Source organism: Salibacterium lacus (genome assembly GCF_042684865.1).
GTDB classification, from domain to species: Bacteria; Bacillota; Bacilli; order Bacillales; family Marinococcaceae; genus Salibacterium; species Salibacterium lacus.
Genome location: NZ_JBHUML010000002.1, coordinates 394,422 through 419,780, shown reverse-complemented (window position 1 = coordinate 419,780; position 25,359 = coordinate 394,422). Strand labels below are relative to the sequence as shown.

At 47.0% G+C, this 25,359-nt stretch carries 24 protein-coding genes, 1 riboswitch and 1 other annotated feature; of the genes, 3 read left to right on the top strand and 21 right to left on the bottom strand.

The features are described 5' to 3' along the window. Window positions 1–11: 11 nt before the first annotated feature. From ACFSUB_RS02950 to ACFSUB_RS02935, 4 genes are all read right to left on the bottom strand, one after another. Window positions 12–767 carry a metallophosphoesterase gene (locus ACFSUB_RS02950; RefSeq protein ID WP_380711685.1) on the bottom strand — a complete coding sequence of 252 codons (756 nt, stop codon included), beginning with the start codon at window positions 765–767 and terminating at the stop codon, window positions 12–14. 316 nt (window positions 768–1,083) lie between these two features. Then, the gene (locus ACFSUB_RS02945; RefSeq protein WP_380711684.1) at window positions 1,084–1,314 is read right to left on the bottom strand and encodes a hypothetical protein; all 231 of its coding nucleotides are present in this window, start codon (window positions 1,312–1,314) and stop codon (window positions 1,084–1,086) included. Between the two features lie 23 nt (window positions 1,315–1,337). After that, window positions 1,338–2,807, bottom strand: coding sequence for a RecQ family ATP-dependent DNA helicase (locus ACFSUB_RS02940; RefSeq protein ID WP_380711683.1), 1,470 nt, complete (start codon window positions 2,805–2,807; stop codon window positions 1,338–1,340). Further along, window positions 2,794–3,858, bottom strand: a complete 1,065-nt coding sequence (locus ACFSUB_RS02935) for a helix-turn-helix domain-containing protein (protein ID WP_380711682.1) — start codon at window positions 3,856–3,858, stop codon at window positions 2,794–2,796. The genes ACFSUB_RS02940 and ACFSUB_RS02935 overlap by 14 nt, the downstream gene beginning before the upstream one ends. Window positions 3,859–4,041: 183 nt before the next feature. On the opposite strand from ACFSUB_RS02935, the gene ACFSUB_RS02930 reads away from it, so the two are divergent. Both ACFSUB_RS02930 and ACFSUB_RS02925 read left to right on the top strand, forming a co-directional pair. Then, on the top strand, window positions 4,042–4,284 hold the full coding sequence (locus ACFSUB_RS02930) for a ferredoxin (RefSeq protein WP_380711681.1): 243 nt from the start codon (window positions 4,042–4,044) through the stop codon (window positions 4,282–4,284). Between the two features lie 114 nt (window positions 4,285–4,398). Next, entirely contained in the window at window positions 4,399–4,890 is a 492-nt protein-coding gene (locus tag ACFSUB_RS02925; protein ID WP_380711680.1) for an inorganic diphosphatase, read from the top strand. Window positions 4,891–4,999: 109 nt separating this feature from the next. Here the strand turns inward: ACFSUB_RS02925 and ACFSUB_RS02920 are convergent, their stop codons facing one another. Next, a complete protein-coding gene (locus ACFSUB_RS02920; protein ID WP_380711679.1) occupies window positions 5,000–6,097 on the bottom strand; it encodes a M14 family metallopeptidase in 1,098 nt (365 codons plus the stop codon). A gap of 124 nt (window positions 6,098–6,221) precedes the next feature. Continuing rightward, window positions 6,222–6,439, top strand: a binding site (T-box leader). Between the two features lie 101 nt (window positions 6,440–6,540). Here ACFSUB_RS02920 and serA point away from each other — a divergent pair. Further along, the gene (serA, locus tag ACFSUB_RS02915) at window positions 6,541–8,163 is read left to right on the top strand and encodes a phosphoglycerate dehydrogenase (RefSeq protein WP_380711678.1); all 1,623 of its coding nucleotides are present in this window, start codon (window positions 6,541–6,543) and stop codon (window positions 8,161–8,163) included. A gap of 79 nt (window positions 8,164–8,242) precedes the next feature. Here the strand turns inward: serA and ACFSUB_RS02910 are convergent, their stop codons facing one another. From ACFSUB_RS02910 to ACFSUB_RS02835, 16 genes are all read right to left on the bottom strand, one after another. Then, entirely contained in the window at window positions 8,243–8,653 is a 411-nt protein-coding gene (locus ACFSUB_RS02910; RefSeq protein ID WP_380711677.1) for a hypothetical protein, read from the bottom strand. 91 nt (window positions 8,654–8,744) lie between these two features. Next, entirely contained in the window at window positions 8,745–9,464 is a 720-nt protein-coding gene (locus tag ACFSUB_RS02905; protein WP_380711676.1) for a peptidoglycan DD-metalloendopeptidase family protein, read from the bottom strand. Window positions 9,465–9,547: 83 nt separating this feature from the next. Further along, on the bottom strand, window positions 9,548–10,654 hold the full coding sequence (locus tag ACFSUB_RS02900) for a Ger(x)C family spore germination protein (RefSeq protein WP_380711675.1): 1,107 nt from the start codon (window positions 10,652–10,654) through the stop codon (window positions 9,548–9,550). Continuing rightward, window positions 10,638–11,747 carry a GerAB/ArcD/ProY family transporter gene (locus ACFSUB_RS02895; protein ID WP_380713164.1) on the bottom strand — a complete coding sequence of 370 codons (1,110 nt, stop codon included), beginning with the start codon at window positions 11,745–11,747 and terminating at the stop codon, window positions 10,638–10,640. Before ACFSUB_RS02895 ends, ACFSUB_RS02900 begins: the two co-directional genes overlap by 17 nt. Window positions 11,748–11,774: 27 nt before the next feature. Next, window positions 11,775–13,271: a spore germination protein gene (locus tag ACFSUB_RS02890; protein ID WP_380711674.1), complete on the bottom strand. Its 1,497-nt coding sequence runs from the start codon at window positions 13,269–13,271 to the stop codon at window positions 11,775–11,777. Window positions 13,272–13,405: 134 nt separating this feature from the next. Next, window positions 13,406–13,981 carry a cob(I)yrinic acid a,c-diamide adenosyltransferase gene (locus ACFSUB_RS02885; RefSeq protein ID WP_380711673.1) on the bottom strand — a complete coding sequence of 192 codons (576 nt, stop codon included), beginning with the start codon at window positions 13,979–13,981 and terminating at the stop codon, window positions 13,406–13,408. A gap of 56 nt (window positions 13,982–14,037) precedes the next feature. Further along, window positions 14,038–15,324 carry an ABC transporter ATP-binding protein gene (locus tag ACFSUB_RS02880; RefSeq protein ID WP_380711672.1) on the bottom strand — a complete coding sequence of 429 codons (1,287 nt, stop codon included), beginning with the start codon at window positions 15,322–15,324 and terminating at the stop codon, window positions 14,038–14,040. A 4-nt stretch (window positions 15,325–15,328) separates the two neighbouring features. Then, window positions 15,329–16,372, bottom strand: coding sequence for a FecCD family ABC transporter permease (locus tag ACFSUB_RS02875; protein WP_380711671.1), 1,044 nt, complete (start codon window positions 16,370–16,372; stop codon window positions 15,329–15,331). Further along, window positions 16,356–17,381, bottom strand: a complete 1,026-nt coding sequence (locus ACFSUB_RS02870) for an ABC transporter substrate-binding protein (protein ID WP_380711670.1) — start codon at window positions 17,379–17,381, stop codon at window positions 16,356–16,358. The genes ACFSUB_RS02875 and ACFSUB_RS02870 overlap by 17 nt, the downstream gene beginning before the upstream one ends. A 103-nt stretch (window positions 17,382–17,484) precedes the next feature. Next, a riboswitch (cobalamin riboswitch) is annotated at window positions 17,485–17,671 on the bottom strand. Window positions 17,672–17,727: 56 nt separating this feature from the next. After that, the gene (locus ACFSUB_RS02865; protein WP_380711669.1) at window positions 17,728–18,465 is read right to left on the bottom strand and encodes a class I SAM-dependent methyltransferase; all 738 of its coding nucleotides are present in this window, start codon (window positions 18,463–18,465) and stop codon (window positions 17,728–17,730) included. A 24-nt stretch (window positions 18,466–18,489) separates the two neighbouring features. Next, the gene (locus ACFSUB_RS02860; protein ID WP_380711668.1) at window positions 18,490–20,274 is read right to left on the bottom strand and encodes an ATP-binding protein; all 1,785 of its coding nucleotides are present in this window, start codon (window positions 20,272–20,274) and stop codon (window positions 18,490–18,492) included. Beyond that, a complete protein-coding gene (locus ACFSUB_RS02855) occupies window positions 20,271–20,990 on the bottom strand; it encodes a response regulator transcription factor (RefSeq protein ID WP_380711667.1) in 720 nt (239 codons plus the stop codon). The genes ACFSUB_RS02860 and ACFSUB_RS02855 overlap by 4 nt, the downstream gene beginning before the upstream one ends. Before the next feature lie 65 nt (window positions 20,991–21,055). Continuing rightward, window positions 21,056–22,243, bottom strand: coding sequence for a c-type cytochrome biogenesis protein CcsB (gene ccsB, locus ACFSUB_RS02850; RefSeq protein ID WP_380713163.1), 1,188 nt, complete (start codon window positions 22,241–22,243; stop codon window positions 21,056–21,058). Further along, window positions 22,230–23,897 (bottom strand): cytochrome c biogenesis protein ResB, encoded by a 1,668-nt coding sequence (locus ACFSUB_RS02845; RefSeq protein ID WP_380711666.1) that lies wholly within the window; start codon window positions 23,895–23,897, stop codon window positions 22,230–22,232. Before ACFSUB_RS02845 ends, ccsB begins: the two co-directional genes overlap by 14 nt. Before the next feature lie 94 nt (window positions 23,898–23,991). Then, window positions 23,992–24,714, bottom strand: coding sequence for a pseudouridine synthase (locus ACFSUB_RS02840; protein WP_380711665.1), 723 nt, complete (start codon window positions 24,712–24,714; stop codon window positions 23,992–23,994). Window positions 24,715–24,827: 113 nt separating this feature from the next. After that, window positions 24,828–25,358 (bottom strand): spore maturation protein, encoded by a 531-nt coding sequence (locus tag ACFSUB_RS02835; protein WP_380711663.1) that lies wholly within the window; start codon window positions 25,356–25,358, stop codon window positions 24,828–24,830. Window position 25,359: the final 1 nt, after the last annotated feature.

The window sequence follows — 25,359 nt, the reverse complement described above, 5'->3', positions numbered from 1 at the left end:
TATATTATTTGTCAGGACCGGGATTTCAGTTTGATGAGGTGCGTCTCAACCGGTGCACCGAGACGCATCGGTAGTTTTGTCGTACCGAAACCGCTGCTTATCAAAAGCGGGAAACCAAATCGATATTTCCATCCAGCGGGTTCGCCGGGGCTGAGGTTTCCAATACGTATCTGACCGCCGTGGGTATGACCGGACAGCGCTGCATCAATACGGCTTCTGTCTTTAATATGCCAAATAGCAGCAGGATCATGAATGGCGAGAAACAGCGGCTCCGTATCCGCTGTATGCTGCAGGAGCAGGGGATCTACGCTTAGTCTTCTGTCTCCTGCTCCTGCGACACGAACAACACTTCCGCCGATCTGCCAGGTATAAGTGCTGTTTTCCAGTACTGTTACACCTTCTTCTTCAAACAGCTGAAGCAGATGCCCCGTATTTTTTTCGATATCATTATTCCCCCACACAAAGAGCACAGGCCCGATTTGTTTCAGACGTCTAAGGTTACGGCGGATCCTTGAATAAGGCACGCCTTTTTCGAGCAGATCTCCCCCGATGATAACCAGATCCGCTTGTTGGGCTTTCCTGGTGAGAGACTCCGGAACAGAGCGCCTGTGGATATCGGAAATGAAAAACACACGTTTTCCTGCAAACGGCGCCGGGAGCGACGGTACAACCAGCTCTTCCTGGACAACATTTGTCCTCCCGGCATTAAACAACATCCACAGTAAGCAGGCACCGGCACATGCCGTCACATATTTAATAAAGGTCATTCGATGATCTACCTTTCTTTTTTGAGCAGCCTTCCGTCTTAAAGAAAGACATAGCTTTCTTGTGAGCGGTTCTAGTATAATGGATGTACAAAAATGATGTAACGGAGGCTGTTGTACATGGATTTAACGATATTTATGACAGGGACTGCATGTTTCGGAGCAGGATTCTTTCTATTATTATTTTTCCTGCTGCAAAAAAAACAACTCTTTGTCCCCTTTCTTCTTATGGGGGCAGGTGTGGTGCTGTGTTTTGCAGGACTTGTCTTATCCTCGCCGCTCACAGATTCCAAAAGCGCATCCGCCTTGGATAAAAGCGCTATAAATCAATCCACAGCGGAGTCAGAACGGCCAGCACAACGATAATCAGGAAAATAACGAGCAGCATCCGCGCCGCAGGGAAACGTATTTTCCATTTCATTTTTTTCGACGCTTTTGAATGGGTTTCACTTCGGGGCGGGAGAAAAGTGGATTCTTTTTCCTCCAGCTCCCGGTATTCTCTGTTTTTTCTGCGGAGACTCTCCGCCTGATCGTTATGTTTTGAGGACACAGAACTTCTCCCTTTCTTCCAGGCTACTGGTGTAGAATCCATTTCAGCCTTTCTTCCCACGACAATTCCGGTTCCTGCATCTTTCTCTGATGCTCCACATGCATCGTGTATTCCCCGCAAACGTCACAGCACGGGGTCACGGTGTTTTTATTATGTTCATCAAACACTTTAAGAAGTGCTGTTCTGCGGCAGCTGCCTGTCTGATGAAGCCAGTATTCTTTCTGATTAAGTTTCTGAAGTTTCCATTCCATACGCCTTTGTACAACAGACGAAATAAAGTCTTCTAGCGTCTGCGTGCGTGCCGTCTGCTGCCATTTGTGAATATAAAACTGGAGAAAGCGGGCATGAACTTCTTCCACCCCGTATTTTTCCATAAGAAACCGGCTTGTTGTCGATTCCGGCCTGTCCGGGTCCTGGCTTACCATCCTGATTTCTTCCCCGGAAGGAAATTCGTGCTCAAGCATTCTTCTCGGGAGCATGCCGTCAGCCGCGTCATGCAGGACAAGAGAAAGACTTTGTCTGCCGTCCCGGCCTGCTCTGCCGATTTCCTGCATGAAGGACTCCATATCTTTGGAATAATGATAGTGGATAACAAAACGGATGTTGGGTTTATTGATCCCCATCCCAAACGCGTTGGTACAGCAGATAATATCTATTTCATCGCTGAGAAACTGCTGCTGTACGAGACGCCGGTCTTCATTGCTCATCCCCCCGTGATAAGCTGATGTTTTCAGTCCATTTTCCTCTCTGATGAAAGCTGCCAGTTCTTCTGCTTTAAGGCGGCTGTTCACGTAAATCATGCCGGGCAGCGGAAGACGGGAACATTCTTCGCGCAGTGTTTCACGCTTTTCTTCTTCATTTTTCTTTTTCCTCACATCGATGTATATATTCGCCCGGTCCACCGAATCGCAGTGTATCAGCGGATTAGTCAGCTCCAGTTTTTCGATAATATCTTCTTTTGCATCGGCGGAGGCTGTTGCCGTCAGTGCAATGCAGGGAGGATTCCCGGCAAGACGCCTGATTTCTTTAATTCTCAGATAATCTGTCCGGAATTCATGCCCCCACTGTGAAATGCAGTGGGCTTCATCGACAGCCAGAAGAGAAACATCAAGCTTTTCCAGGCGGGACGCAAACTCCGGATGCTGCAGGCTTTCCGGAGAAATATAAACAATTTTATAATCAGCCAGATGACGGAGAATATGCTCTTTTTCCTGTGGACGAAGAAAGCTGTTGTAAGCCGCCACCTGGCGGATGCCGTTCTGCTTGAGCTCCTGCACCTGGTTCTCCATTAAAGAAAGGAGAGGAGAAACAATAACCGCGGTTCCTTTTTTCCATAAAGCCGGCAGCTGATAACAAAGAGACTTGCCGGACCCTGTGGCAAGCATAGCAAACACATCTTCCCCGTGTATCACCGCTTCAATAATCTCCCGCTGCCCTTCTTTAAATGCTGTATGTCCAAAATGCTTTTCCAGAAATGATTTAAGCTTGTCCATGATTGTCTCTCCCGTAAAAAGCGAGTGTTAGTCGTATCGAAAAATAGTCCAGCTCCTTGGGCTGTGCAGCTTCTTTTAACACTTTCAGTCTCTTCGTCTCTAATGCAGATGCATGATGAAGAATAAGGTTTTGATCTTCTTTCGCCACGTAATCGCCGATCGGGAAGCCGGTTTGTTCAGAAGCAATCTCAACAACATGATCTTCAATGGTGCTCCTTTTCAGATTCCGCACCCGGGCGATGCGTTCCATCCCCCACCCCTCGTTCATATAGTGCAGCGTTTTTTTCGTCGTTTCTGTCAGCACGTCCCAGACTTCAAGACCCGAAGCGGCCCGGCGGAGTACAGCCGACCTGTCTGCATGTTCCAGAAGAAAATGAACGGAACCCAGAAAACGAAAATGGCATTCGTCTTCGCTCATCTGCAGACGGGTTGATAATTGGGTCCACGTCTGCCCTGTCAAATGATACCCTGTCAGCCGGTTCATGATGAGAAAGGCATCGCGCTCATCCAGCTCACCAAGCAGTTCACGCAGCTCATCGAACAAAACCGAAGCCGTCTGCTGTTTTTCTTCTATCGTTTTGGGCCAGTTTTTTTTCAGCCAGTGCTGCACAGAAATGTCTTCAAAGACCGGGAGAAAGCGGCGGTTACCGGCCAGCGTCTGGGAAAGGCACTGGACAAAAAGGGCTGTTCGTTTCCAGAAAACAGCTGCACTTTTTCCATACAGCCACCCATTGTAAATCGGAGGCCAGCTGTAACTTGTACGGAAATTATCATTTTGGCTTCTTCCCTGTTCTGTAATCAGAACCCGGTTATTATGTGAAGCAATATACCGGTGATACTGCAGATCATTTGTATCATTTTCAAATTCTGTTTCTTTCCAGTACGGAAACATACGGAAAAAATAAGTAACATTATACCATTTAATATCCTGTATCGTCTGGGACGATTTTTTTCCTGTTAAAATATGATAAAGCGCCTGAATGGAACGCTCTTGATTCATTCGTTCGGCAAGTAATAAAAACATCTGCCTCCGGAAGGATAAAGCCTGCACGAGTTTACCTCCTCCCCGAAAAGACACGTAAACGCCCCCTTTTAAAAAGCCGGGCGCGGCCGTTTTCTGCTCTGTTGAAAAGTTTACCATGAAAGCTTAGAATGTAAAATAGAATGGCATGGATAACAATGCCGCTTCGCGGCCGGTCAGAAGTGGACCAGACTTTTTAAAGGGGGGACGGTTATGTCCCGCTATACCATTGTCGACAAAGATACGTGTATCGCCTGCGGGGCCTGTGGTGCTCAAGCCCCGGATGTATTTGATTACGATGAAGAAGGACTTGCTGAAGTCATACTGGATGAAAATACCGGCACTTCCCCTGTTTCGGATGCTCTGGAAGATGATCTTTTGGACGCCTTTGAAGGCTGCCCTTCTGATTCCATCAAAGTATCTTCTTCTCCTTTTCACGGTGCCTTGAACACGTAAAATAAACAATGCCTTCTCTTCTGCTCCGGCAGGAGATCAGGTGTTTGTTTTATTTTTTTCTTTTACCTGCTATAATTTTTTACGGAACCATTACATACCAAAGGAGGCTCTCTCATGAGTACAGAGAACCGAGAAGTAGAAGCGATTATTGAAATTCCGACCGGAAGCCAGAACAAATACGAATTTGACAAGGATAAAGGCCATTATAAATTGGACCGTGTCCTTTTCTCCCCGATGTTTTACCCTGCAGAATATGGCTACATCGATAACACACTGGCGCTCGATGACGATCCGCTTGATATCCTCGTTCTGGCTACAAATCCGACATTCCCTGGATGCGCAATCGATGCACGGGTGATTGGTTATCTCCAGATGGTCGATGACGGCGAAGAAGATGAGAAACTGCTCGGTGTTCCTGTTGAAGACCCGAGATTCGACAACATCCAGTCCATCGAAGATATCCCAAGTCACAAACTTGATGAAATCTCCCACTTTTTCAAGACATACAAAGATCTAGAAAACAAAAAGACAGAAATCGGCAAGTGGGAAGACGCTGCAGCCGCTGCAACATTAGTAGACGAATGTATCGAACGTTACAACAAATAATAACGAACCAAGGCAGGGATAATCTCCCTGCAAATGAAAACAATCTTAATAACTTCCCTCAAACAAAACGCCTCCGACTATCATTTTTGATACTCGGAGGCGTTTTTTGCTATTCAGCGCTCGTGATATCCCGGCTTTTCTTCGTGAAATCGGGAAATGTCAGGCTTTCCAGCAGAAGCGGTACTCCTGTAATCCAGATTCTTGCGGATGCTTCGGGAGGAAGCGGGTTCACCCCCATTCCTGTTTCAATGGTGAAACCGGGTCTGCGGAATGTTTTAATAAACCAATCCTTATATCCGGCGCTGCTGCCTGCATCAGCCACCGGTCGAAAGGACCCTGCCGCTGCCAGCCGATTTCCCAATTCGGCGCTCTCCGGGGGTTCCAATCCACTATAACCCCAGTACACCTCTTCTCCCTGGGAATGCAGAGCGAGTATATGTGAAAATTCTTCCTGCATGCTGAGCTGATATACAGCTTTTGCCTCGGGCTCGGTCAACGGCGCCTCTCCTCCGTAATGTCTTGGAAATGGACGATCAGGAGAACCTGCTGCTTCTTCTTTCCACCCTGCCGGCCACTGATGATTCAAGTCCACTCCGCGTGCGTTGGCGGACCAGTGCCGGAAATCATGCATCCCGCCGTTGATCTGCATTACGTCATTCTTTTTCTCTTTGCCCAGTACATGCGCCCCTTCCTGAACGAGTTCCACCCCATCCGGGTTAACAAGCGGTACGGCATACAGAGTCACTTCCTGAAGAATGGCTCCAGGATCCACCCCGTACCAACGCTCTTTTGACTCTTCCTTCGAGATAAACACATGAAGAAACGACATCAAAAGCCACGTATTCAGCCATTCATTTCCATGCCAAGCACCCGAAAAAAATATTTTTTTCGGACCATTTCCTGCACGAAACAGCCAGATTGGTTTTCCAAGGACAGAAATTCCGATCTGCTCCGAAAAGATCGACGACGGAAGGCTCTGTCTGTCTTCTTCGAGTTCCCTCCATCCGTATTCATGAAGACAACCTGAGTGGGTCTCACCCCGTGGTTGATCTGTTGGTACTGCATCTGGTACGAAGAGTGTCGTACCTGGTTCCAGGCAGGCCTCCGGTGACATGTTGTTTCTATAACACAACTGTACTGTTGTTACCTGAAAACGAACCGCTATTTTACGCAGAGTGTCCCCCTGCTTCACGTTATACTCGATCATATCATTCCTCCCTCCCGAAGCAGCGCACCATTTATCTGAAGTATATTGACTTTCCCACCCTGCTATGATACATTTACAATCAATAAATGAAGGACACTTGTCCTTCATGAGTACACAGTTACAGCATAATGCCGGGACGAAGAACGACGAATTACAGGTCCATTCCAGAGAGCCGGATCAGCTGGGAACCGGTATGGCCTTTTTTCCGAGAGCACTTCTGAGCAGCCGCTTTGAACAAAAGTAAAAGCGGACGGATAATCCGTTACCTTGGAGCTTTGGCTCCCTGAGAAGTATGAGCAATACTTGAAAAAGGGTGGCACCGCGGAAACTTCCGCCCCTTGCGAATTTATTCGTGTGGGCAGGGAGTTTTTTTTATAGGTTTTCCCGGACCTTTGTTTAACTGTGAAGCCATGATTTGATTACAGGTAAAGGAGTGGAGAGAGATGATGCAGCAGCCTGCAGCAGAAAAAGAAGCAACAGAGGAAACGAAAACAAAGGCACGAATTCTCGTGTCGGATGCGATGAGCAAGGAAGGTCTGGCCCCCCTCCTCGGGCAGGATCATATTGAATGTATCCAGCAGAATGTAAAAGACGTGGAGGATCAGGATACGTACGACGCACTTCTCGTGCGCAGTGGAACGACAGTAACCCCGGAGATTATGGATCAGATGAGTAACCTTAAAATCATCGCCCGGGCAGGGGTCGGCGTCGATAATATCGATGTAGATGCAGCAACAAAAAGAGGCATTGTTGTTATTAACGCCCCGGATGGCAATACGATATCTACTGCAGAACATACCTTTGCCATGATCATGTCTCTTGCCAGAAATATTCCTCAGGCAGATGCTTCGATTCAAAACGGGGAGTGGAACCGCAAAGCATTCCAGGGTGTGGAACTGCGCGGCAAAACCCTTGGTGTCGTTGGTTTCGGCCGGATTGGATCCGAGATTGCGAAACGTGCAAGGGGGTTTGATTTATCACTACTCGTGTATGATCCGTTCTTGACCGAAGAGCGGGCAGGAAAGCTCGGCGTTGAAATCGGCACACTCGATGAGGTACTCGAAAAGTCGGATATCATTACCGTTCACACCCCGCTGACAAAAGATACAAAAGGAATGCTGAACCGGGACAATCTCGGAAAAACCAAACCCGGTGTTCTTCTCATTAATTGTGCCCGCGGAGGTATCATTGATGAAGAAGCCCTTTATGAATATCTTGAAAACGGCCATATCGGAGGTGCGGCTCTGGATGTGTTTGAGGAAGAGCCGGCCCAGAACAACAAGCTTGTCGGACTGAATCAGGTCATTACGACCCCTCATATCGCCGCCTCCACAAAAGAAGCACAGCTGAATGTAGCAGAGCAGGTATCAGATGAAGTGCTCCAGTTTCTAAACGGCACACCCGCTTTAAATTCAATCAATCTTCCGACGATGTCGAAAGAAAAATTCGAAAGACTGCAGCCATACTATGAACTTTCCAAAAAGATGGGATATATTCTTTCTCAGAGCATGAAAACTCCGGTACAGGACATAGATGTGCATTACAGCGGGGAAGTCACAGAACTGGAAACTTCTGTTTTAACACGTTCTCTTGTAGCAGGTTTCCTTCAGTCAAGAATTGACGCGCCTGTTAATGACGTCAATGCGTCTGTCATCGCAAAAGAACGCGGTATCACATATGGCGAAAAGCATCATACAAACGCGCTTGGCTACTCTAATCTAATGCAGGCCACCGTTCACGGGGAGAACCGCTACTTCACGATTTACGGCACATACGTTAAAGAGTATGGACCACGAATCGTCCGGATTAATGACTTTAATGTGGATTTCTATCCCACCGGCCACCTGATTTACATCCAGCATGCAGACAGACCCGGTGTTATTGGAAAAATGGGACAGCTTCTCGGCGAACATGACGTGAATATTGCTACGATGCAGGTCGGCCGGAGAGAAGAAGGTGGAGATGCGATCATGATGCTCGCCGTCGATAAAGAGGCAGGAGAAGAAGTTGTAAAACATTTAACTTCCATTGAAGAAATTAAACAAGCGGACAAAATCGAAGTGTAACAAGACACAGAATGAAATACTCCCGCTGCCCTCCCTGGATGGAAACGTCCAGGGGGGGATTTTCAGCTTGAACTCTTTTTCAGGGATCCGGCCAGATGTAGCCGAGAATTCGGTTCCACTGATTTTTTCTCGATAAAGAAAGGAATTTCCTTCCATGTTCGGTGACGACTGCATAAGTTTCTTCTTTTCTTATCCAGCCTTCCACCAAGGCTACGTTTTCCATAAACTGATACAGCACGATGTCTTTTGGTTTCTTTCGTCTGCTCATCAGTTTATACTTCAGTGAATCTTCCATTCCCTTCCAGAATCGTTGATGAAGAAAATAGTGATTATCCAGTCGTATTCTTTCATGTCGGGAAAACTTGATCAGAAAAAATAAAAAGGCGTCCAGCATCCATTCTTCGTTATTTTGTTTATGTTCCTGCTGATTGAGCCACAGTAAAAAAGACGTATTCAGATCAAAGTCTTTCGGGGGATTGGAGCTGCTCATCTGTTCATGCTTCCTTTGCTGCTAATATTCTCAACATACTGAGCTTATTCTATCATATTTCCCCGCCGAAGACGCATGTGTTTCTTTATATTCAGGCTATTAGTATCTCCTGATCCGGATAAATTAAAGATCCTTCGATATCGTTTATATTCTGCAGGGTTTCTACCGTTGTGCCGTAGGTACGGGCCAAGTCCCACAGGGTATCGCCTTTTTCAATGGTGTGAGTGAATGATTCCGTTTCATTTTTATCATCTGCATTTTTCATCATTCCCGCTATTTCTGCGGTTCGGTCATTACTTGCTGTCGCTGCATAAGCATGGTTGTCCTGCTGCAAAACAGGAAGAGGATCAGCTGCGTACGTTTTTTCCGGGTTCCATTCTCCAAAATGCAGTTCAAAGTGAAGATGAGGCCCACGGGACCGGCCTGTGTTTCCAACTTGTCCGACTGTTTCCCCCTGTTTTACTTTTTCTCCGTCTTTTACCGTTCGTTTTGATAAATGGGCATATACCGTTTCTGCATCGCTCTTATGCTGCATCATCACAACATGCCCGTACGTAGATGAATAATCGGAACGGATAATTTCTCCGTCAGCAGCTGCTTTCACATTGGTTCCGGTTTCAGCAGCGATATCAATACCATCGTGGTTACCTTGTCTTGATCCGAACGTATCGGTCACTGTCCCGCCCTCAAGCGGCCATATGTAATCTTTTTCTTCTTGCGCATACATTGAAGAAGCTCCGATAAAAAAGAATAACAGGAGAAGAAACAGCGAAAAGAAACCAACCAGCACAAACCGTTGTACATATGACATGGTATGGATAACCTCCATTTATTTGATGTGAAGTATTTTGCCACTATAAGCATATGAAAGCTTGTCTCTCTTTATGACAAGTTTTACTCAATGGCACCGGACTGCAGAATCTCCAAATTCACTTTGACCTGCACATCCATCTTTGGATACATCGATTCTTTCCATTTTTCTGGATTCCAATTCCTCGTTGTGCTCCTGTATTTTTCCCCAAAACCAAGAGGATCAATATTTGTGTCCTGAAACCGTTGTATCAGATCTGCTGCTTCTGTCTTTATCTGCTTTTGCACCTTGGATTCTATAGTTCCGATGTCTTTTTTATTTGATAGATTAAAATCTCCGGTGTGGTCAGTTACTTCCCCCTTCATGTCAAGATTCACTTCATACGCCGGCTGCTGTGCTGTTTTTGAAATGTCGCGGAAATCAAGGTCGGTGAAAATATTTTCGATGACAACATAGACCTTGTTCCCCTGCTCCGAAATAGGAAACTGGCTCGTTCCGTTTCTGCTTCCTGATAACAACAGTTTTAAAATAAATGTTTCTTTCATATTGAGTGACGCTGTCATCCGCTCTCCATCAAACAGACCGACACCGGTCAAATGCAGCTCCTGTTTCTCTCTTTTAACCATTGGCAGAAAAGCATCTTTTCCGTCGTTGTACAGGTTAAATAAAAATAGATGCATATTGGATTCCGGGATGTTTTCAAAATTCATGTTATGTTCAATCATGTTGGAAAAGTACATCCCGATTCTTTCCTTAGAACCTTCTTCAAAGCGAAGGGCATTGCCGGCTGTACCATCGGACACTGCCAGAAAGATACGGTTTCCTATTCTTGGATTACGATAAAAGGACCTCGCGTACTGCTCCACGCCTTCCTCAGCAATATCCTGTCCAAATAAAACGACCCTGAGCTGCCCGTAGCGCAGTGGTTTATCAGTCTTTGTATTTAATTGGCTGCGTGCCTCTTCCGGAGTTTCCGATATGATCGAGCGTTGTTCAATACCGATTTTGCTTTCTTTTCCCTGTTCCAGAAAAAAGGGGTACGACACCGTATAATGAATGTTGTCATCATCTTCTTTATCAAACGAAACCGTTTGAATTAATGATATATCGTCAATGACCTGCGTTTGAAGACAGCCGGACAACACGGCGAACTGCAGACAGACAACAAGAAGTCTAATTCGGCTTTTCATGTGATCTATCCTTTCTGTTCCTAAAAAAACACCGCACGAATTGACAAAGAGACAAAAAAGGAATATAAGCCAGCACAATCCAGAAACCAATTTTTGATACCAGCGTGTTGAACCATTCTATATTCTCACGGTTTTCAATAAAGGGAAGAACAAAAACGGTGATAATTAAGAGTGCCATAACCGCATTCCGTTGTTTCATGGAGAAAACCTGTTTCATGCCCCGGCTGGCAGCCCAGAAAGTAAGCGCAATATTAGGGACGACGATGATGAACCATAATGAAATACCGAGATATTCGAACCTCTCTATAAATGGAAATTCGATAATTTTAAATAAGCTCAGCGTCGGCCAGATTGTTATTCGCAGCTGATCCTCACTGAAAAACGCAAGGGTTACCACCATCAACACTGTATACACAAACACGCTGGTCCAATGCCCCAGATGCGCCCATTTTTGTGAGGACCGGGCTTCTTTCAAAAAAGGATAGAAGAGCAGAAGCATTTCAAATCCCAAAAAACTGAGCGTCGCCTCCCTGGCTCCAAGAAACAGATTCTTAACTTGTGTATCCAAAACCGGAAGCAGATTAATGAACGTGCCGTACTGCAGCGGCATCAAAAGAATAAAAAACAGGACAGAAGGAATAAAAACACCAGCCACACACAGCCCGGTTACTGTGCGGAAACCGCCGCTGATAACATAATAAAGAAAATAAGCAGCCAGAATGGTCAGCACCCATGTCGGAAGATCTTCAAACACCCAGACCTGAACAATTTCTATATACGTACGCAGAACGACCATACCAAGAATAAATAGGTACAGGATGAATACCAAGCTGCACAGCCCGCCGATCCATCGGCCGAATAGACAGCGGTGAATACCTACAATGTCTGTATCCGTGCTCTTCAAAAGATAATAAATAAGCCATATCAGACCCGAAATCGTTAAACCCGCCAGAATAACCGCAATCCAGCTATCATGGCCGCTCGCTTTTGCAATCACCCGCTGATAACCAAGAACTCCGATACCCACCTGCATCGCATGAATCAAAAAGAAAGCCATCACTGCCGGTACCTGAAACTGTTCTTTCACATCCATTTTATCCAACCGCCTGTTCCTTCTCGTTTATTCATCTATATCCTTTTTCTTTGTGATCTTTTCTGCCGGAAGTTTTTTTCGATAGGAAGCTCTCGTCTGATGGGGGCGTTTATATAAAAAGTTAAAAGGAAGACGAATAAATGTATCTTTCCAATCCATCAATCTCAAGGGGAAAAACGGTGCAAAATACGGCCGGCCCAGTGATTCCAGGCGGATGAGATGCGCAATGACAAATACAAAGCTGAGTGCTATACCTATTCCACCCATTGATGCAGCCCCAATTAAAAAGGGAAACCGGATAATACGCACCGTGTTCCCCATTTGATAAACAGGGGCTGTAAAGGAAGCGAGCGCTGCAAGAGCAACAATGATTAACAGAACATTACTTGTCAGACCCGCCTGCACAGAAGCCTGCCCAATCACAATACCTCCGACAATCCCAATTGTCTGCCCTACCTTTGTAGGCAGTCTGGCCCCTGCTTCACGGAGCAGTTCTATAGTGAATTCGAGAAAAACCGCTTCGATCAAAGGCGGAAATGGAATATTGCTTCTGGAAGCAATCAGGGTGGATAACAAATCTTTTGGAATCATTTCATAGTGAAACGTCAGCACAGCTACATAAACCGGTGTTGCAATAATAGAAAATATAACGGACACGAGCCGCAGGATTCTCACAAAGGATGCTGTATACCAGGGAAGATAATAATCTTCCAGGGAAGTGAAGAACTCCACCAGTGTAGACGGGGCAATAACAGCCTCCGGTGAACCATCACACATGAATACGACTTTACCTTCCGCAAGGGCTGCCGCGGTACGATCCGGCCGTTCTGTGTTAACAAAAGCAGGAAAGACGGTAAACGAATGGTCCTGTATCATCTGAGCAAGGGAATTGGAGCCCAGTACCTCATCGTAGTCCACCTCATGCAGCCGCTGAAGCATCGTATTCACGTTTTCTTTATCTGCAATGGACTCTATATAAAAGACAGACGTCTTTGTTTTGGACAAACGCCCGACCTTTATTGTTTTCACGATAAAGTCTTCGACCGGTAGACGTTTTCGTACTAAAAATATATTGGTCTGCAGCGTTTCTACAAACGCCTCGCGCGGGCCTACCACACTGAATTCCGTTTCAGGAATTGTTATATTCCTCTTCACATCAGTCGGGACCGCCAGCACAAGCATGCCCTGCTCTGAAGATAGTTTCAACACGACCCCGCCTGTAAACAGGCTCTCGTTCAGTTTGGAAATTTCGCTTGTTTTCTCAACAACATCAATATACACATGCTGTTCGATATCCTGATAGGACATCCAGGGTTCCTGTTTTAAAGGCTGCAGCACATCTTTATGAAGGCGTTCTGTATTTATCAAGTCTTTCACGTAATACAAGTCCACCGTACCAAACGGTGTCTGTATCTTTTCTTCCACAACATCCCGGCTTTTTTGGGCAAGCTGGAACAGCCAATCTTCCGGATGACGGGGAACCGGAGCTTCCTCGTATGAACGTTTTCTTTTCAAAAAATACATTCCGGCTGTCTCTCCCTTTGGATTACTGCCAATTAGGATGATACGACAGCCGCATTTCTATGCAGAGGGCTTCATCACCTTGCAGATGCCATAATAAAAGACTCTCCTTTGAAATAGAGGAGAGTCCAGCTGCATTATTCTTTGTTATGCCCTTCGCGGAAGACAACAGCACTTCGTTTATATTCAATATCAGCAATGTCCAACCGGTGATTAACGATTCGCGCTGCTGCAAAAAAATAGTCGGATAAGCGGTTGATATATCTCTGCACTTCTTCATTGATAGTTTCCATTTTTGCAAGTGTTGTAATCTGCCTTTCCGCACGTCTTGCGACCGTACGGCAGATATGAAGTTCGGCAGAAGCCGTGGTTCCTCCCGGCAGGATAAAACGTTGGAGGGCCGGAGCTTCTTCGGTGTAAATATCTATCCGTCGTTCCAGATAAGTGATGGACTCACAACCCATTTTCCATTCCGCGTCTTCCTTTATGCTGGAAAGATCGCTCCCGCAGTCGAACAATTCATGTTGAATCCGTCTCAGCTCGCCTGCGATATCCGGAAACAGAGCATCATCCAGAACCGCTGCTGCTTTGGCAGTACAAGCGTTTAGTTCATCGCATGTTCCATATGCCTCAATTCTGATATCATCTTTATCTCTTGTTCCGCCTATGACCCTCGTTTTTCCCTGGTCTCCGCTTCTTGTATACAATCTCATCCCCTGGACCACACCTTCCTTCTCTTTATAAACAGATACTGAGAGTGCGTACTGTTTTACTTGAGTTTGTCATATACGAGACGGGCACTCCGCCGCCGGATCTCCTCTTGTGTCTCAATGGAGGATTCCTGCCCTGAAACCGCGACAGTTACCGGTCCTTTCCACAATGTAATCTCTTCGCTGCGCGCAGCATCTGCTGCTGCTCCGCCTTTTGCCTCTGCTGCAGAGGCTAGAACGCCGGCCATTTCACCCTCATTTAATTCAGAATCGATAAACAGCAGAATACAAACAAAAACCTGCCTGTGGTTCGGCCGTTTTGGATCATCACCGGTGTCTTTATTGAGAACAGCTGTATAAACCTTGATGCAGCCATCCGTGTCCTCTTCGACGCGGAGACAGGAACTGGACAAATCAGCAAGAGAAAAGGTCCGTGCCCAGTTGAAACCGCCTCCTTCCTCTGCAGATGACAGTGTCTTCCAGTTCAAAGCAGACGTTACATACAATTGATCATTTATTTCTTTTTTCTGCAGGTTTTCAAGCGGTCCATGAATAGTGTCTCCTGTAAGATGGGCAGGCTCGAGCATCAACTGCTGCCGGGCCACGGACGGGTGGGATATCCGGGACAGGGCCGTACCATACACACGCTGGAGCAGCTGTTTTTTCAGAACAATGGAAGGCTGGTCAAACAGCTCCTGGTTCCCTTTATTCAATAGAAGAAGCCTGTCACTGTATAAAGCAGCCAGATTCAAATCATGAATCGCTGCAATCACCGTCATCTGCTTTTCGGCAGCCCATTGTTTCAATGTATCGAGCAGATACACCTGATACGCGACATCCAGATGATTCGTCGGTTCATCAAGCAGCAGGTAATCAGGTTCCTGTGCCATTGCTCTCGCCAGAAACACCCGCTGTTTTTCTCCTCCGCTTAATTGGTCCAGTGTTCGATGCGCTGCATGATCCACGTCCGTCTGCCGCATCGCTTCTTCTACAACGTACCGGTCTTCCCGGCTGCTCCGGCCGAACCAGCCTTTTTGATATGGATAGCGGCCCAGCTCAACCACTTCAGACACAGTATAGGAAAATGCTTCTTCTTCCTGCTGTGGAAGAACAGCGAGCTGTGCGGCTATTTGTTTTTGGGTCAGCGAATCAAGAGATGTTCCGTTAAGGGATATCGTTCCTGTCCCGGGACGAAGTTCTCGGTACAACATTTTTAAAAGTGTGGACTTGCCGCTTCCATTTGGGCCGATAACACCGACAAACTCCCCCGGCTCTGCCTTGAAATGAATGTTACGAAGCACCTGAATACCAGGATAACCGCCACTGAGCTGTTCTACTTCAAGCATGATGTCACCTTCTTTTCGGCCGGCGCCGTTGATGATAGAGAAGAAAGCCAAACACAGGGGCCCCCGTTGCAGCCGTAATTACACCGATTGGAAGTTCCGTCGGTGCAATGATCGTCCGCGCCGCCAAATCCGTTAACACGAGAAACCCTGCGCCGCTGAGAATAGAGAGCGGGAGCAGCAGCCGGTGGTCGGGTCCGGTCAACAGGCGTACCAGATGAGGGACAACCAATCCGACAAAGCCAATCGTACCGGACACTGCCACCGCCGCGCCGGTTAGAAGAGACGCCCCGGCAAGAACAGTGATTCTGCTTTTCTCCGGGCTTACTCCCAAGGTTCGGGCTGTCTCTTCTCCGAATACGAGAGCGTTCAGTTCCCGCACATTCATAAACAAAAGGATAGTGCCGCTCAAAAAGAACGGAACCAGAAGGGCGGCATATTCCCATCCCCTCATGGAAACGCTCCCCATCAGCCAGCTGATGATTTGCCGCAGTTCATTTCCTGTTAAAGCAATAATAAGCGACAAAAAAGCTCCCAGAAACGAGCTGACAATAATGCCTGCCAGGATAATGGTCTCAGTTCTCATCTGCTGCTCGATCCAGCGGACGAACGTCAGAATAAAAAGCAGGGTAACAAAACCTGAGACAATACTTACAGCAGGCAGCGTAAACGTCCCCAGAAGCGGAATGGTAAGTCCGGTATAAAGGACAACTACCGCGCCCAATGCCGATCCGGAGGAAACACCAAGTGTATAAGGATCCGCCAGAGGATTTCGAAGCAGTCCCTGAAATGCTGCCCCCGCCGCCGAAAGAGAAGCACCTACAAGAGCGGCCAGTACCACTCTTGGCAGCCTTATATTTGTAATGATGGATACATCGGCGGCTGGGATCGAGGCCGGCATATCCATCCCGGATATGACATGCCATATTATTTTAGTACTTACCGGAAGAGGGATGAAAACACTCCCAACAGAAACACCGATCATCAGACTGAGCCCCGCAAACAATACACCGATTCCAATACTGATCCAGGCTTTATTCTGCGAAAACATCAGGATAAATCAGCTCCGCCAGTTCCTCCGCCCCATCTGCCAGACGGGGGCCGGGACGGCTGACCAGATTACTGTTCACATTATAGATGTCACCACTTTCAACGGCAGAAACATTGCTCCATCCGCCCCGGTTCTTAATTTGTGCTGCCGGGTCACCGTCCATCGATTGCCCGTATGTTGTAATAATCACTTGAGGATTCTGTTTCACTGCATCTTCTGAAGTGTACGGGAGCCAGCCCTCTTCACCGCCGGCAGCATTTTCTGCATGAATAAGCTGGAGCATGTTGTGCTGGAAGGTACCACTTCCGGTCGTATAGAGATCAGGCGGAGGCTGAATCTCCATCCAAACCGTTTTCTTTTCTTCCTCTGATATCTGTGATGCCTGTTCCCTTAGATTTTTCACATCCTCTTTCATGGAGGAAACAATTTCATCAGCTTCCGCATTTGCACCGGCGGCCCGGCCTATCGTATGAATGGATTTGTATGTTTCTTCGAAGGACGTTGCTTCATTGACCACAAGAACTTTTATCCCTTCCTCTTCCATCTGCTGCAGACCCTCTTTGGCCTGCTGTAGGGACGAGGCATGGGCCAGCACCAGATCCGGCTCAAGGGATATTATTTTTTCTACATTGAATTGGAGTCCGCCGATTTTTTCCTTTTCCGCTGCTTCTTTTGGATAATCAGCGTGATCCGAGACACCGACAATCTCTTCCTCCAGACCCAGTGCAAAGGCGATTTCGGTGTTGCTTGGTATCATACTGATGATTCGCCCGGGTTCTTCTTCCATCGTTACGGTTCCATCTGCGGCATCGTTGATCTCAACAGGAAAAGCATCATTTCCGGAGGCTGATTCTTTTTGTTCTGTATTTTGATTTTCCTTGTTATTTTGTGTATCTTCCGTGTCCTCCCCGGAATTGCATCCCGGAATCATCACAATGCTCACTAGACAGAGCACCGGCAGGATATGTTGTTTCAATGCTGTACCCCCTTCTGTTCCTGTTTTTTTCATAAAAAAGCTCTCCCTGATTTTCAGGGAGAGCGCATAAACGGCTGCAAAACAGCACACGTCGGACGGGCTGCATGTATAACCGGCGGTCCCTTTCCTCGAAGGTTTTGCACCGTATGAAAAGGCAGGTCTCCTGACTCACATCATCCGCAGCTTCCTTCCCGTTCCATTCAACAGTGGATTCTTCAGCTGCAGCTTGTCATGCTTACAGTGGCGGGACCGTACCGGAGTTGCACCGGTTTCCCTTTTAACATTTCTTTTACAGAGAAATGACCTTTTCACATCGGTATTTTGTTTTTTGTCTCATTTCGTATTAAAGAATTCAGGGAGAATATCGATAGATTCGCTTTTATTGAGAAGGACGTTTCCGGCAGATAAAAATCTGACGCGGCGATGACTGTTCCTCAAAGGGAGAAGCATCGTAATCGCCGAATACATATTCGATGTCAAACCCATTCCGGTGCAGCATCTGTTTTAATGCGTCGTTGTCGTACATTTTCACACGTTCCCGGTACTCCCGCCGGGAACCGCCCTCTTCAATCGAGATCTTTTTGTGTATAAACCCGTTTTCGATAAAACGTTTCTGGGTTACAGTGAAACCATTCTTTTCCGTAGAGTCATAGGGAACGAGGTTGGCAGCCGTGTGGACCGGGTTCAGGTAATCCATGCAGAACCATCCATTGTCTTTTAAGGCTTCCGACGCTCGGACCATGACCAGTTCATTCTCATAATCCTCCACAAAGTAACCGAAACTGGTAAACAGATTAAAAGCAGCGTCAAATTCCTGTTTAATAGAGATATGCCGGACATCTCCGCGCATGTACTGTACCGGAAGACCCGAGGTGAGATCGATGGCTTTTTTCAAAAGAACCGGAGAAAGATCCAGCGCGGTAACATGAACGCCTTTTCCCGCCATATAGCGGGCATGACGACCGTTGCCACAGCATAGATCGATGGCTTTCATACCTGGTTCCAGTGGGATATAATTCATAATATCATGCAGCTCAGCAGCTGCTTTCTCTTCATCCCGGTGATCATATACTTTCAGATAATCTTCTTGAAAATGTTCTTCAAACCAAGCCTTCACACTTGTCCTCCTAACACTGCCTTTCTATTCTTCCTCTGCTGAAGCGGGGATCGTAAATCGGAAAATGGTCCCTTTATCCGTCCGGCTTCTTGCAGAAATCTCCCCGTCGTGGGCTTCGACAATGTTTTTCGCTATGGAAAGACCCAGCCCTGTACCGCCGTTGCTGCGGGTTCTTGCTTTATCAGCTTTATAGAAACGTTCAAATACATAGGGGAGATCTTCTTCCTGGATGCCCGAGCCTGTATCCTGGATATCCACGCTCATCTCAGAAGCGTCTGTTCTGACCACCACCTGGACTTCCCCGTTATCACCAGTGTGGCGGATGGCATTATGAATCAGATTGGTCATGACCTGTTCCACCCGGTCTGGGTCAAACCAGGCATATTCGAGATCAAGCCGTTTATCAAGCTGCATGTTCACGTCCGCATCACGGGCCGGTCCCTGAAACTTTTTAAACACCTTGTCTGCAAATGCTTCAACGTCGACCCATTGTCTTTCAAGCTGTGTATAGCCGGCTTCCATTCTGGCCAGATCCAGCAGTTCATTAACAAGCCGGCCCATCCGCATGGATTCATCATAAATGATGCGCCCGATTTCCTGTTTTTCTTCTTCACTGCCGGCAACATCATCGACAATTGCTTCACTGTAGCCCTGAAGCATGGAAATCGGGGTACGGAGTTCATGCGAGACATTGGCAATAAAATCTTTTCGGAGTTTATCGTGCCGGCGCTCTTCTGTCATATCCCGAATGACCGCAACGACGCCGCGGACAAATTCTTCATCATAAAGCGGGGTCATTAAGACAACGTAACTTCTGCCCTGCACATCCATTTCTATCCACTGTTCCTCTTCAAGCGTCACAACCTTCTGGAACAGTTTTTTCACTTCTTTTGGCAGGCGGTCCTGCGGGTCGGGCGCTCCGGTTTCGTAGTGATAGGACTGCAGGAAATAATGAGCCGGCGGGTTCGTAAGGGCAATGGACCCTTTCCGGTCCACCGTAATAACACCGTCGGCCATACTGGTCAGAATCCGGCTCAGTTGTTCTTTCTCCTGATTAAGTGCCATAATATTGCGGTTCAATTCACGTCTCATTTTGTTGAACGCATTTCCGAGCTGGCCGATTTCGTCATTTGTCATAATCGGTACTTTCGTTTCAAAGTCACCTTTGGATACATTCAGGGCAAGTTCCCTCATTTTCCGGAGCGGAGCCGTAATTCGTGATGACAAAAAGAAGGCGAAAATAGTCGTCAGGATAATGGCAATACCGGCGGAAAGCAGAATAATCTGCTTCGTTTCGCCGGTCGTATCCTCAATGATGTCAAGCGACTGATACAGATAAAGAGAACCTTCTTCTCCCTCCGTTGAGACAAAAGGCACACCAACAACAAATATTTCCTGCTGTCTCTGCTCTCCATTTTCCTGCGCAGAGAAATTCCCGTGCGTGGTAACGGTCTCCCTCTCACGCTGTACCGGTGCCAGTCTTGGTTCATTTTCAAAAAGAGAAACAGGAAGGTTTACTCCGGCTTCCTTATCGGGATACTCCCACTGGTCTCCATTCTGTATAATAACTACAGATGAATTGTAGGAATCCGCCATGTGCTCCACGGTATTAAGTGCACCTTCGGGATCACTGTACCTTTCCAGCAGCGATACCATAACGTTGGCATGATTGGTTAACTGTTCTTCTGCTTCTGTAATATGAAATCTTTCAAAAAACTGAAGCAGCAGTACCGTTAACAACACCAGTACTGCTGATACAAGGAGCAGAATCGTACCCCACAGTTTTCCAACAACACTGCGCCAGATCATTCGCCCGCTGCGGCCTCGAACTTATATCCAACACCCCATACGGTGGAGATCATATCAGCAGCCTCCTCCGACACACGGCTCAGTTTTTCACGGAGACGTTTCACATGCGTATCAACGGTCCGAAGATCTCCGAAAAAGTCATAATCCCATACATCTTTAAGAAGCTGCTCTCTTGAAAAGACTTTATCCGGAGCCTGCGCAAGATAAAGAAGCAGTTCGTATTCTTTCGGGGTCAGGCTGATGACTTCTTCGTTCACCGTAACCCGGTGGGCGTCATTATCAATCGTCAGATGAGGAAACACCAGTACATCTTTTGTCTGCGTTTCCGTCTGCAGAAATTTCGTGGCCGAAGCCCGGCGCAGAATTGCTTTTACCCGAAGCACCACTTCTCTTGGACTGAACGGTTTGACGATATAGTCATCGGTTCCGACTTCAAAGCCCTGCACCCGGTTGCTTTCTTCACCTTTAGCGGTAAGCATAATAATAGGAGTTGCTTTGGATTTGCGGAGTTCACGGCATACTTCCTCTCCGTCCATGCCCGGAAGCATTAAATCCAGCAGAATGACGTCATAGTCGTTATGAACTGCCATGTCCAAAGCTTCTTCTCCATTTTCCGCCTCTTCTACAATAAATTCTTCCCGTTCCAGATACATTTTCAGAAGCCGGCGGATACGGTCTTCATCATCCACGACAAGTACTTTTGATTCTTTATCCATTACATTGTACCTCCTGCAGAGCAGTTTGTATAAGGTGCTGCATCAGCCGGCAGCAGCCAGCTGCGTCACGCATAAGAATGAAGTCCTGCGATAACAAGGTTAACAAATACCAGGTTAAACATGATAATAACAAAACCTATGACACAAAGCCAGGCGGAAGGCTCCCCGTGCCAGCCTCTGGAGAGCCGTAGATGCAGATATGCTGCATAAAATAAGAAGGTGATCAATGCCCACACTTCCTTGGGGTCCCAGCCCCAGAAACGGGTCCAGGCTATCTGTGCCCAGATCATAGCAAAAATCAGGCCGCCCAGTGTAAAAACCGGAAAACCGATGGCAATCGCCCGGTAACTGACTTCATCCACCGTTTCCGGATTAATGTTTTTCAAAAACGGCTGCAGGGCGCCTCCGATCGGCCGGCGCAGAATCAACCTCAGGAGCATGTAAAGAATAAAACCGGCAGCAAGGGACCAAACGACGGTATTGGCATCATCGCTTCGTATCCAGGTCGGCATGGTTATCAGGGGCTCCAGTGCACCCTGAGTCTGCAGACTTGCTTCATTTGGGCCGAGCAGTGCCGGAAGCTGGTACACCATTTCCGCCTGTTCGCCATTTTCATTTACATACGTAAAGGCGGCTTCATAGTTAAATAAACGAAAAATATAGCGGACTAAAATGAAACTGACGAGACTGGTAAGACTGTACATTATCATCTCCAGCCAGAATACTTTTTTATCCCGTTTTGTAAAATCAAGTGTTCGTACAAGATAGATAAGTCCGGCGGCAAATCCAATCGATAGAAGCCCCTGACCAAGCGCTGTCGTCGTAACATGGATTTTGAGCCAATTACTCTGCAGGGCTGGGATAAGCGGCTCCACTTCCGTCGGAAACACCGAGGCAAAAGCAATGATCAGCATAACAATCGGCATCGTGAACATGCCGAGGACGGCGGTCCTGTAGATACCGTACAAAATAAGAAATGCTATCGTCAGAGCCATTCCGAGAAATGTCGTGTATTCGAACATATTGCTGACCGGCACGTGGCCGGCTGCAGCCCATCTCGTGAAAAAATAGCCGGCCTGCAGCACAAAACCAATCCATGCCGCAGCGTAACCAATTGTTCCGAGACGGTTGCCTGTAACCTCTCCTTGTTTATCCCGCCATTTTCTTCCTGTTACGCTGACGGCAAAACAAATGGTTGCTGCCAGGTAAAGAAAAAAAGCGGCAAATAACAAGTTTGAACTAACTTCGACCATTATTGTCATCCCTTCCATCGGAGGTTTGTTCCTCCATTGCTTTCTTTGCCTGCTTATCCTCCGGCACCGTCAAACCGGTTTTGTCGGACAGCGACTGAAAATCTTTTTTCAACGATGCCCAGTGTTTATTCGTATGACCGGCCGCCCACAGTTCATTTCCAAACCTGCGCAGCCAAATGCGTCGGTGCGACCAATAGGAGCCCTGGATCAGACCGATCATGAAAATACTTCCTCCGGCGATTAAAAACGGAAGTGTGTGGTCTTTGCGAACTTTGAGCGCTGTCACGTTTTTCGTTTCAACACCTTCAAAAGACATCTCATACGTATTTTCACCAAATATATCTTCATTGCTCCGGATCGCGACAAAGCTGTATTCTCCTTCATCCGGGTGCTCAGGTGAAAACATCCGGAAGATAAAAGCGGGATTGTCCGGAATATCAGATATGGTGGAAGGCTCCCCGTTTTCATCAAATTCGAAATTAGGGAAGTATGATTCGATAACGACCCGGTACCCGTTGCCAAGGTCATATTCTCCCTGGGGGTCAAAAAGATCAATATCGATGGTTCCGATGGTTTCCCCGCTTTCCCGGTCGTTCATGGATAACGACATGACGTTCAGTTCATTCAGCTTATAGTCATATTGATAAAGAGCATAATCATCAAAACGAAGCGGATGATTCACCTCGATACTATCTGTTTTGACTTCTGTCAGTTCCGGTTCTGTTCCAACCGTTCCACCGCTGCTTTCGTAAAGAACGGCATCGGTCTTGTAGGTTTTAATCTGGTCCCCGCCGGCACGTTCCAGGGCCGGGGCGAATGTTTCATTGTTTTCATCATATGTTTCGATAGAAAACTTTTTATTCTCCACATAATACTGGCGTTCGGTACCTGCAACAGCCTCCGTTTCCCCTTCTCTTACCCAGATCAATTCATCCACATACATGCCGGGGAAAAAGCGCAGCATGGCACCTGTTAAGAAAAGAATAAGACCAATATGGTTAATGTAGGGCCCCCATCTGGCAAAACGGTTTTTTTCAGCCAGCAGGCTTCCATTTTCCACTTTTACATTATAGCGTTTCCTGCGCAGATAATCTTTTGATTGTTCCAGCATATCGTCTGCATGTTCCGTTTCGCTGACGCTGAAAAGACGCTGCCTTTTCAGAAACCCTTCATTTCGTGATGTCTTCTGTTTTTTCAGGGCGCGGTATAACGGCACGACCCGGTCCAGGCTTGCTATAATAAGAGAAATGCCGAGTCCTGCAATAAGAGCCATATACCACCAGGATCCGTAAAGATTATGAAAACCGAGAGTATAATATATAAGTCCCGCCATCCCGTATTCTTCTTCGTAGTGCTGTGCCGGATCCACATTTCCGGGTATGTACATTTCCTGAGGAAATATCGTTCCAACAGAAGAGGCAATCAACGTCAAGATAATAATTGTAACTCCAATTTTAACAGAGGAGAAAAAATTCCATATTTTATCAATTGCCGTTTTGTTGTAAGTCTGCGAGCGTCTGGCCACCCCTTCATAACGCATGTCCACCATTGATGCCTGTTTATCCTTTTCATCCAGCGGTTTGCCGCAGGATTCACAGAGATGTGTGCCGTAAGGATTCAAATGGCCGCATTCGCCGCATGTCACTTTCTCCATGAAAACACCTCGATCTTCCCGATTACCGTGCTGTGCACTCTGTGCTCATTATAACGCTGTCATTGGTTATTGTATAAGGAGCTGATTATGACACTTATGTGACAGCAGCCTCTTTCAGCTGTTTCACTTCTATCGGCTTCAGCTTTCTTTTCTCTCCGGGACGCAGGTTTTCAAGAGTCAGCGGACCGTATTTCTCCCGTTTCAACTTCATAACGGGATGGTCAATCTCTTCAAACATTTTACGCACCTGGTGGTTCCTTCCCTCATGTATGCTGATTTCTACAATCGATGAATTCGTTTTTTTATTCGACGATTTGACTTTAACTTTGGCGGGTGCGGTCTTTCTACCTTCAAGCTCGATGCCTGTCTGTAAACGATGCAGGGATTCTTTGGAAGGTTTCCCCTGGACTTTTGCAACGTAGGTTTTAAATACCTTATTCTTCGGGTGCATCAATTGGTTGGCAAACTCTCCGTCATTGGTCATGAGAAGCAGGCCGGACGTATCATAATCCAGACGGCCGACCGGAAAAATCCGTCTTGTTTCCTCTTCAAAAAAGTCCGTTACGACACTCCGGTTTTTATCGTCACTGACTGCTGAAATAACCTGTTTGGGTTTGTACAACAAATAATAAACAGGCTCCTCCCGGTCAATCGGTACGTGATCGACTTCCACGGTGTCTTTGTTCGGAGTTACTTTTGTACCCAGTTCTTTTACTACGCTTCCATTTACTTTTACTCTTCCTTCCTCCATCAACTTTTCTGCTTTTCTGCGGGATGTTACTCCTGCGTCTGCTATAACTTTCTGTAGTCTTTCCATCTTTTTCACCTCACGTTCCATCTTACCCATCTAAACCGCGTTTCACAAGTGCCGCAGTTCTGAGGTTTTCCATCGTATCTAAAAAATCTTCCGCCCACGCGGAAGATCCGTTATTATAAAAATATTACGCTGACGATAAATACAGATGCTGCGACGCCGGCGGCATCCGCAGCCAATCCGACTTTCAGCGCATCGCCGATATGCTTCACTCCTGCTGCGCCGAAATAAATGGTGATGACATACAATGTCGTATCGGTGCTCCCCTGCATCGTGGAGGCGAGACGCCCGATAAACGAATCCGGACCATATTCGTCAAACAGCGAACTCATCATCCCGAGCGCACCCGTTCCGGAAATCGGGCGTATCATGGCAAGCGGTGCAATGTCAGCCGGTATCCCCGCCAATGCCAAAACCGGTGCTATCGCTTGAATGACAAGATCCATCGCACCGGACGCCCGGAATACCGACACCGCGGTAAGCATCCCGACAAGGTAGGGAATCAAAGAAACAGCCATTTGAAAACCATCTTTTCCGCCTTCCACAAAAGCATCATATGCCGGCACCCGCTTCACTGCCGCGTGAAGAATAACAGCAAAGAGAAGCATCGGTACCACCCAGATGGATACCGTATTCATCCAGCCCATG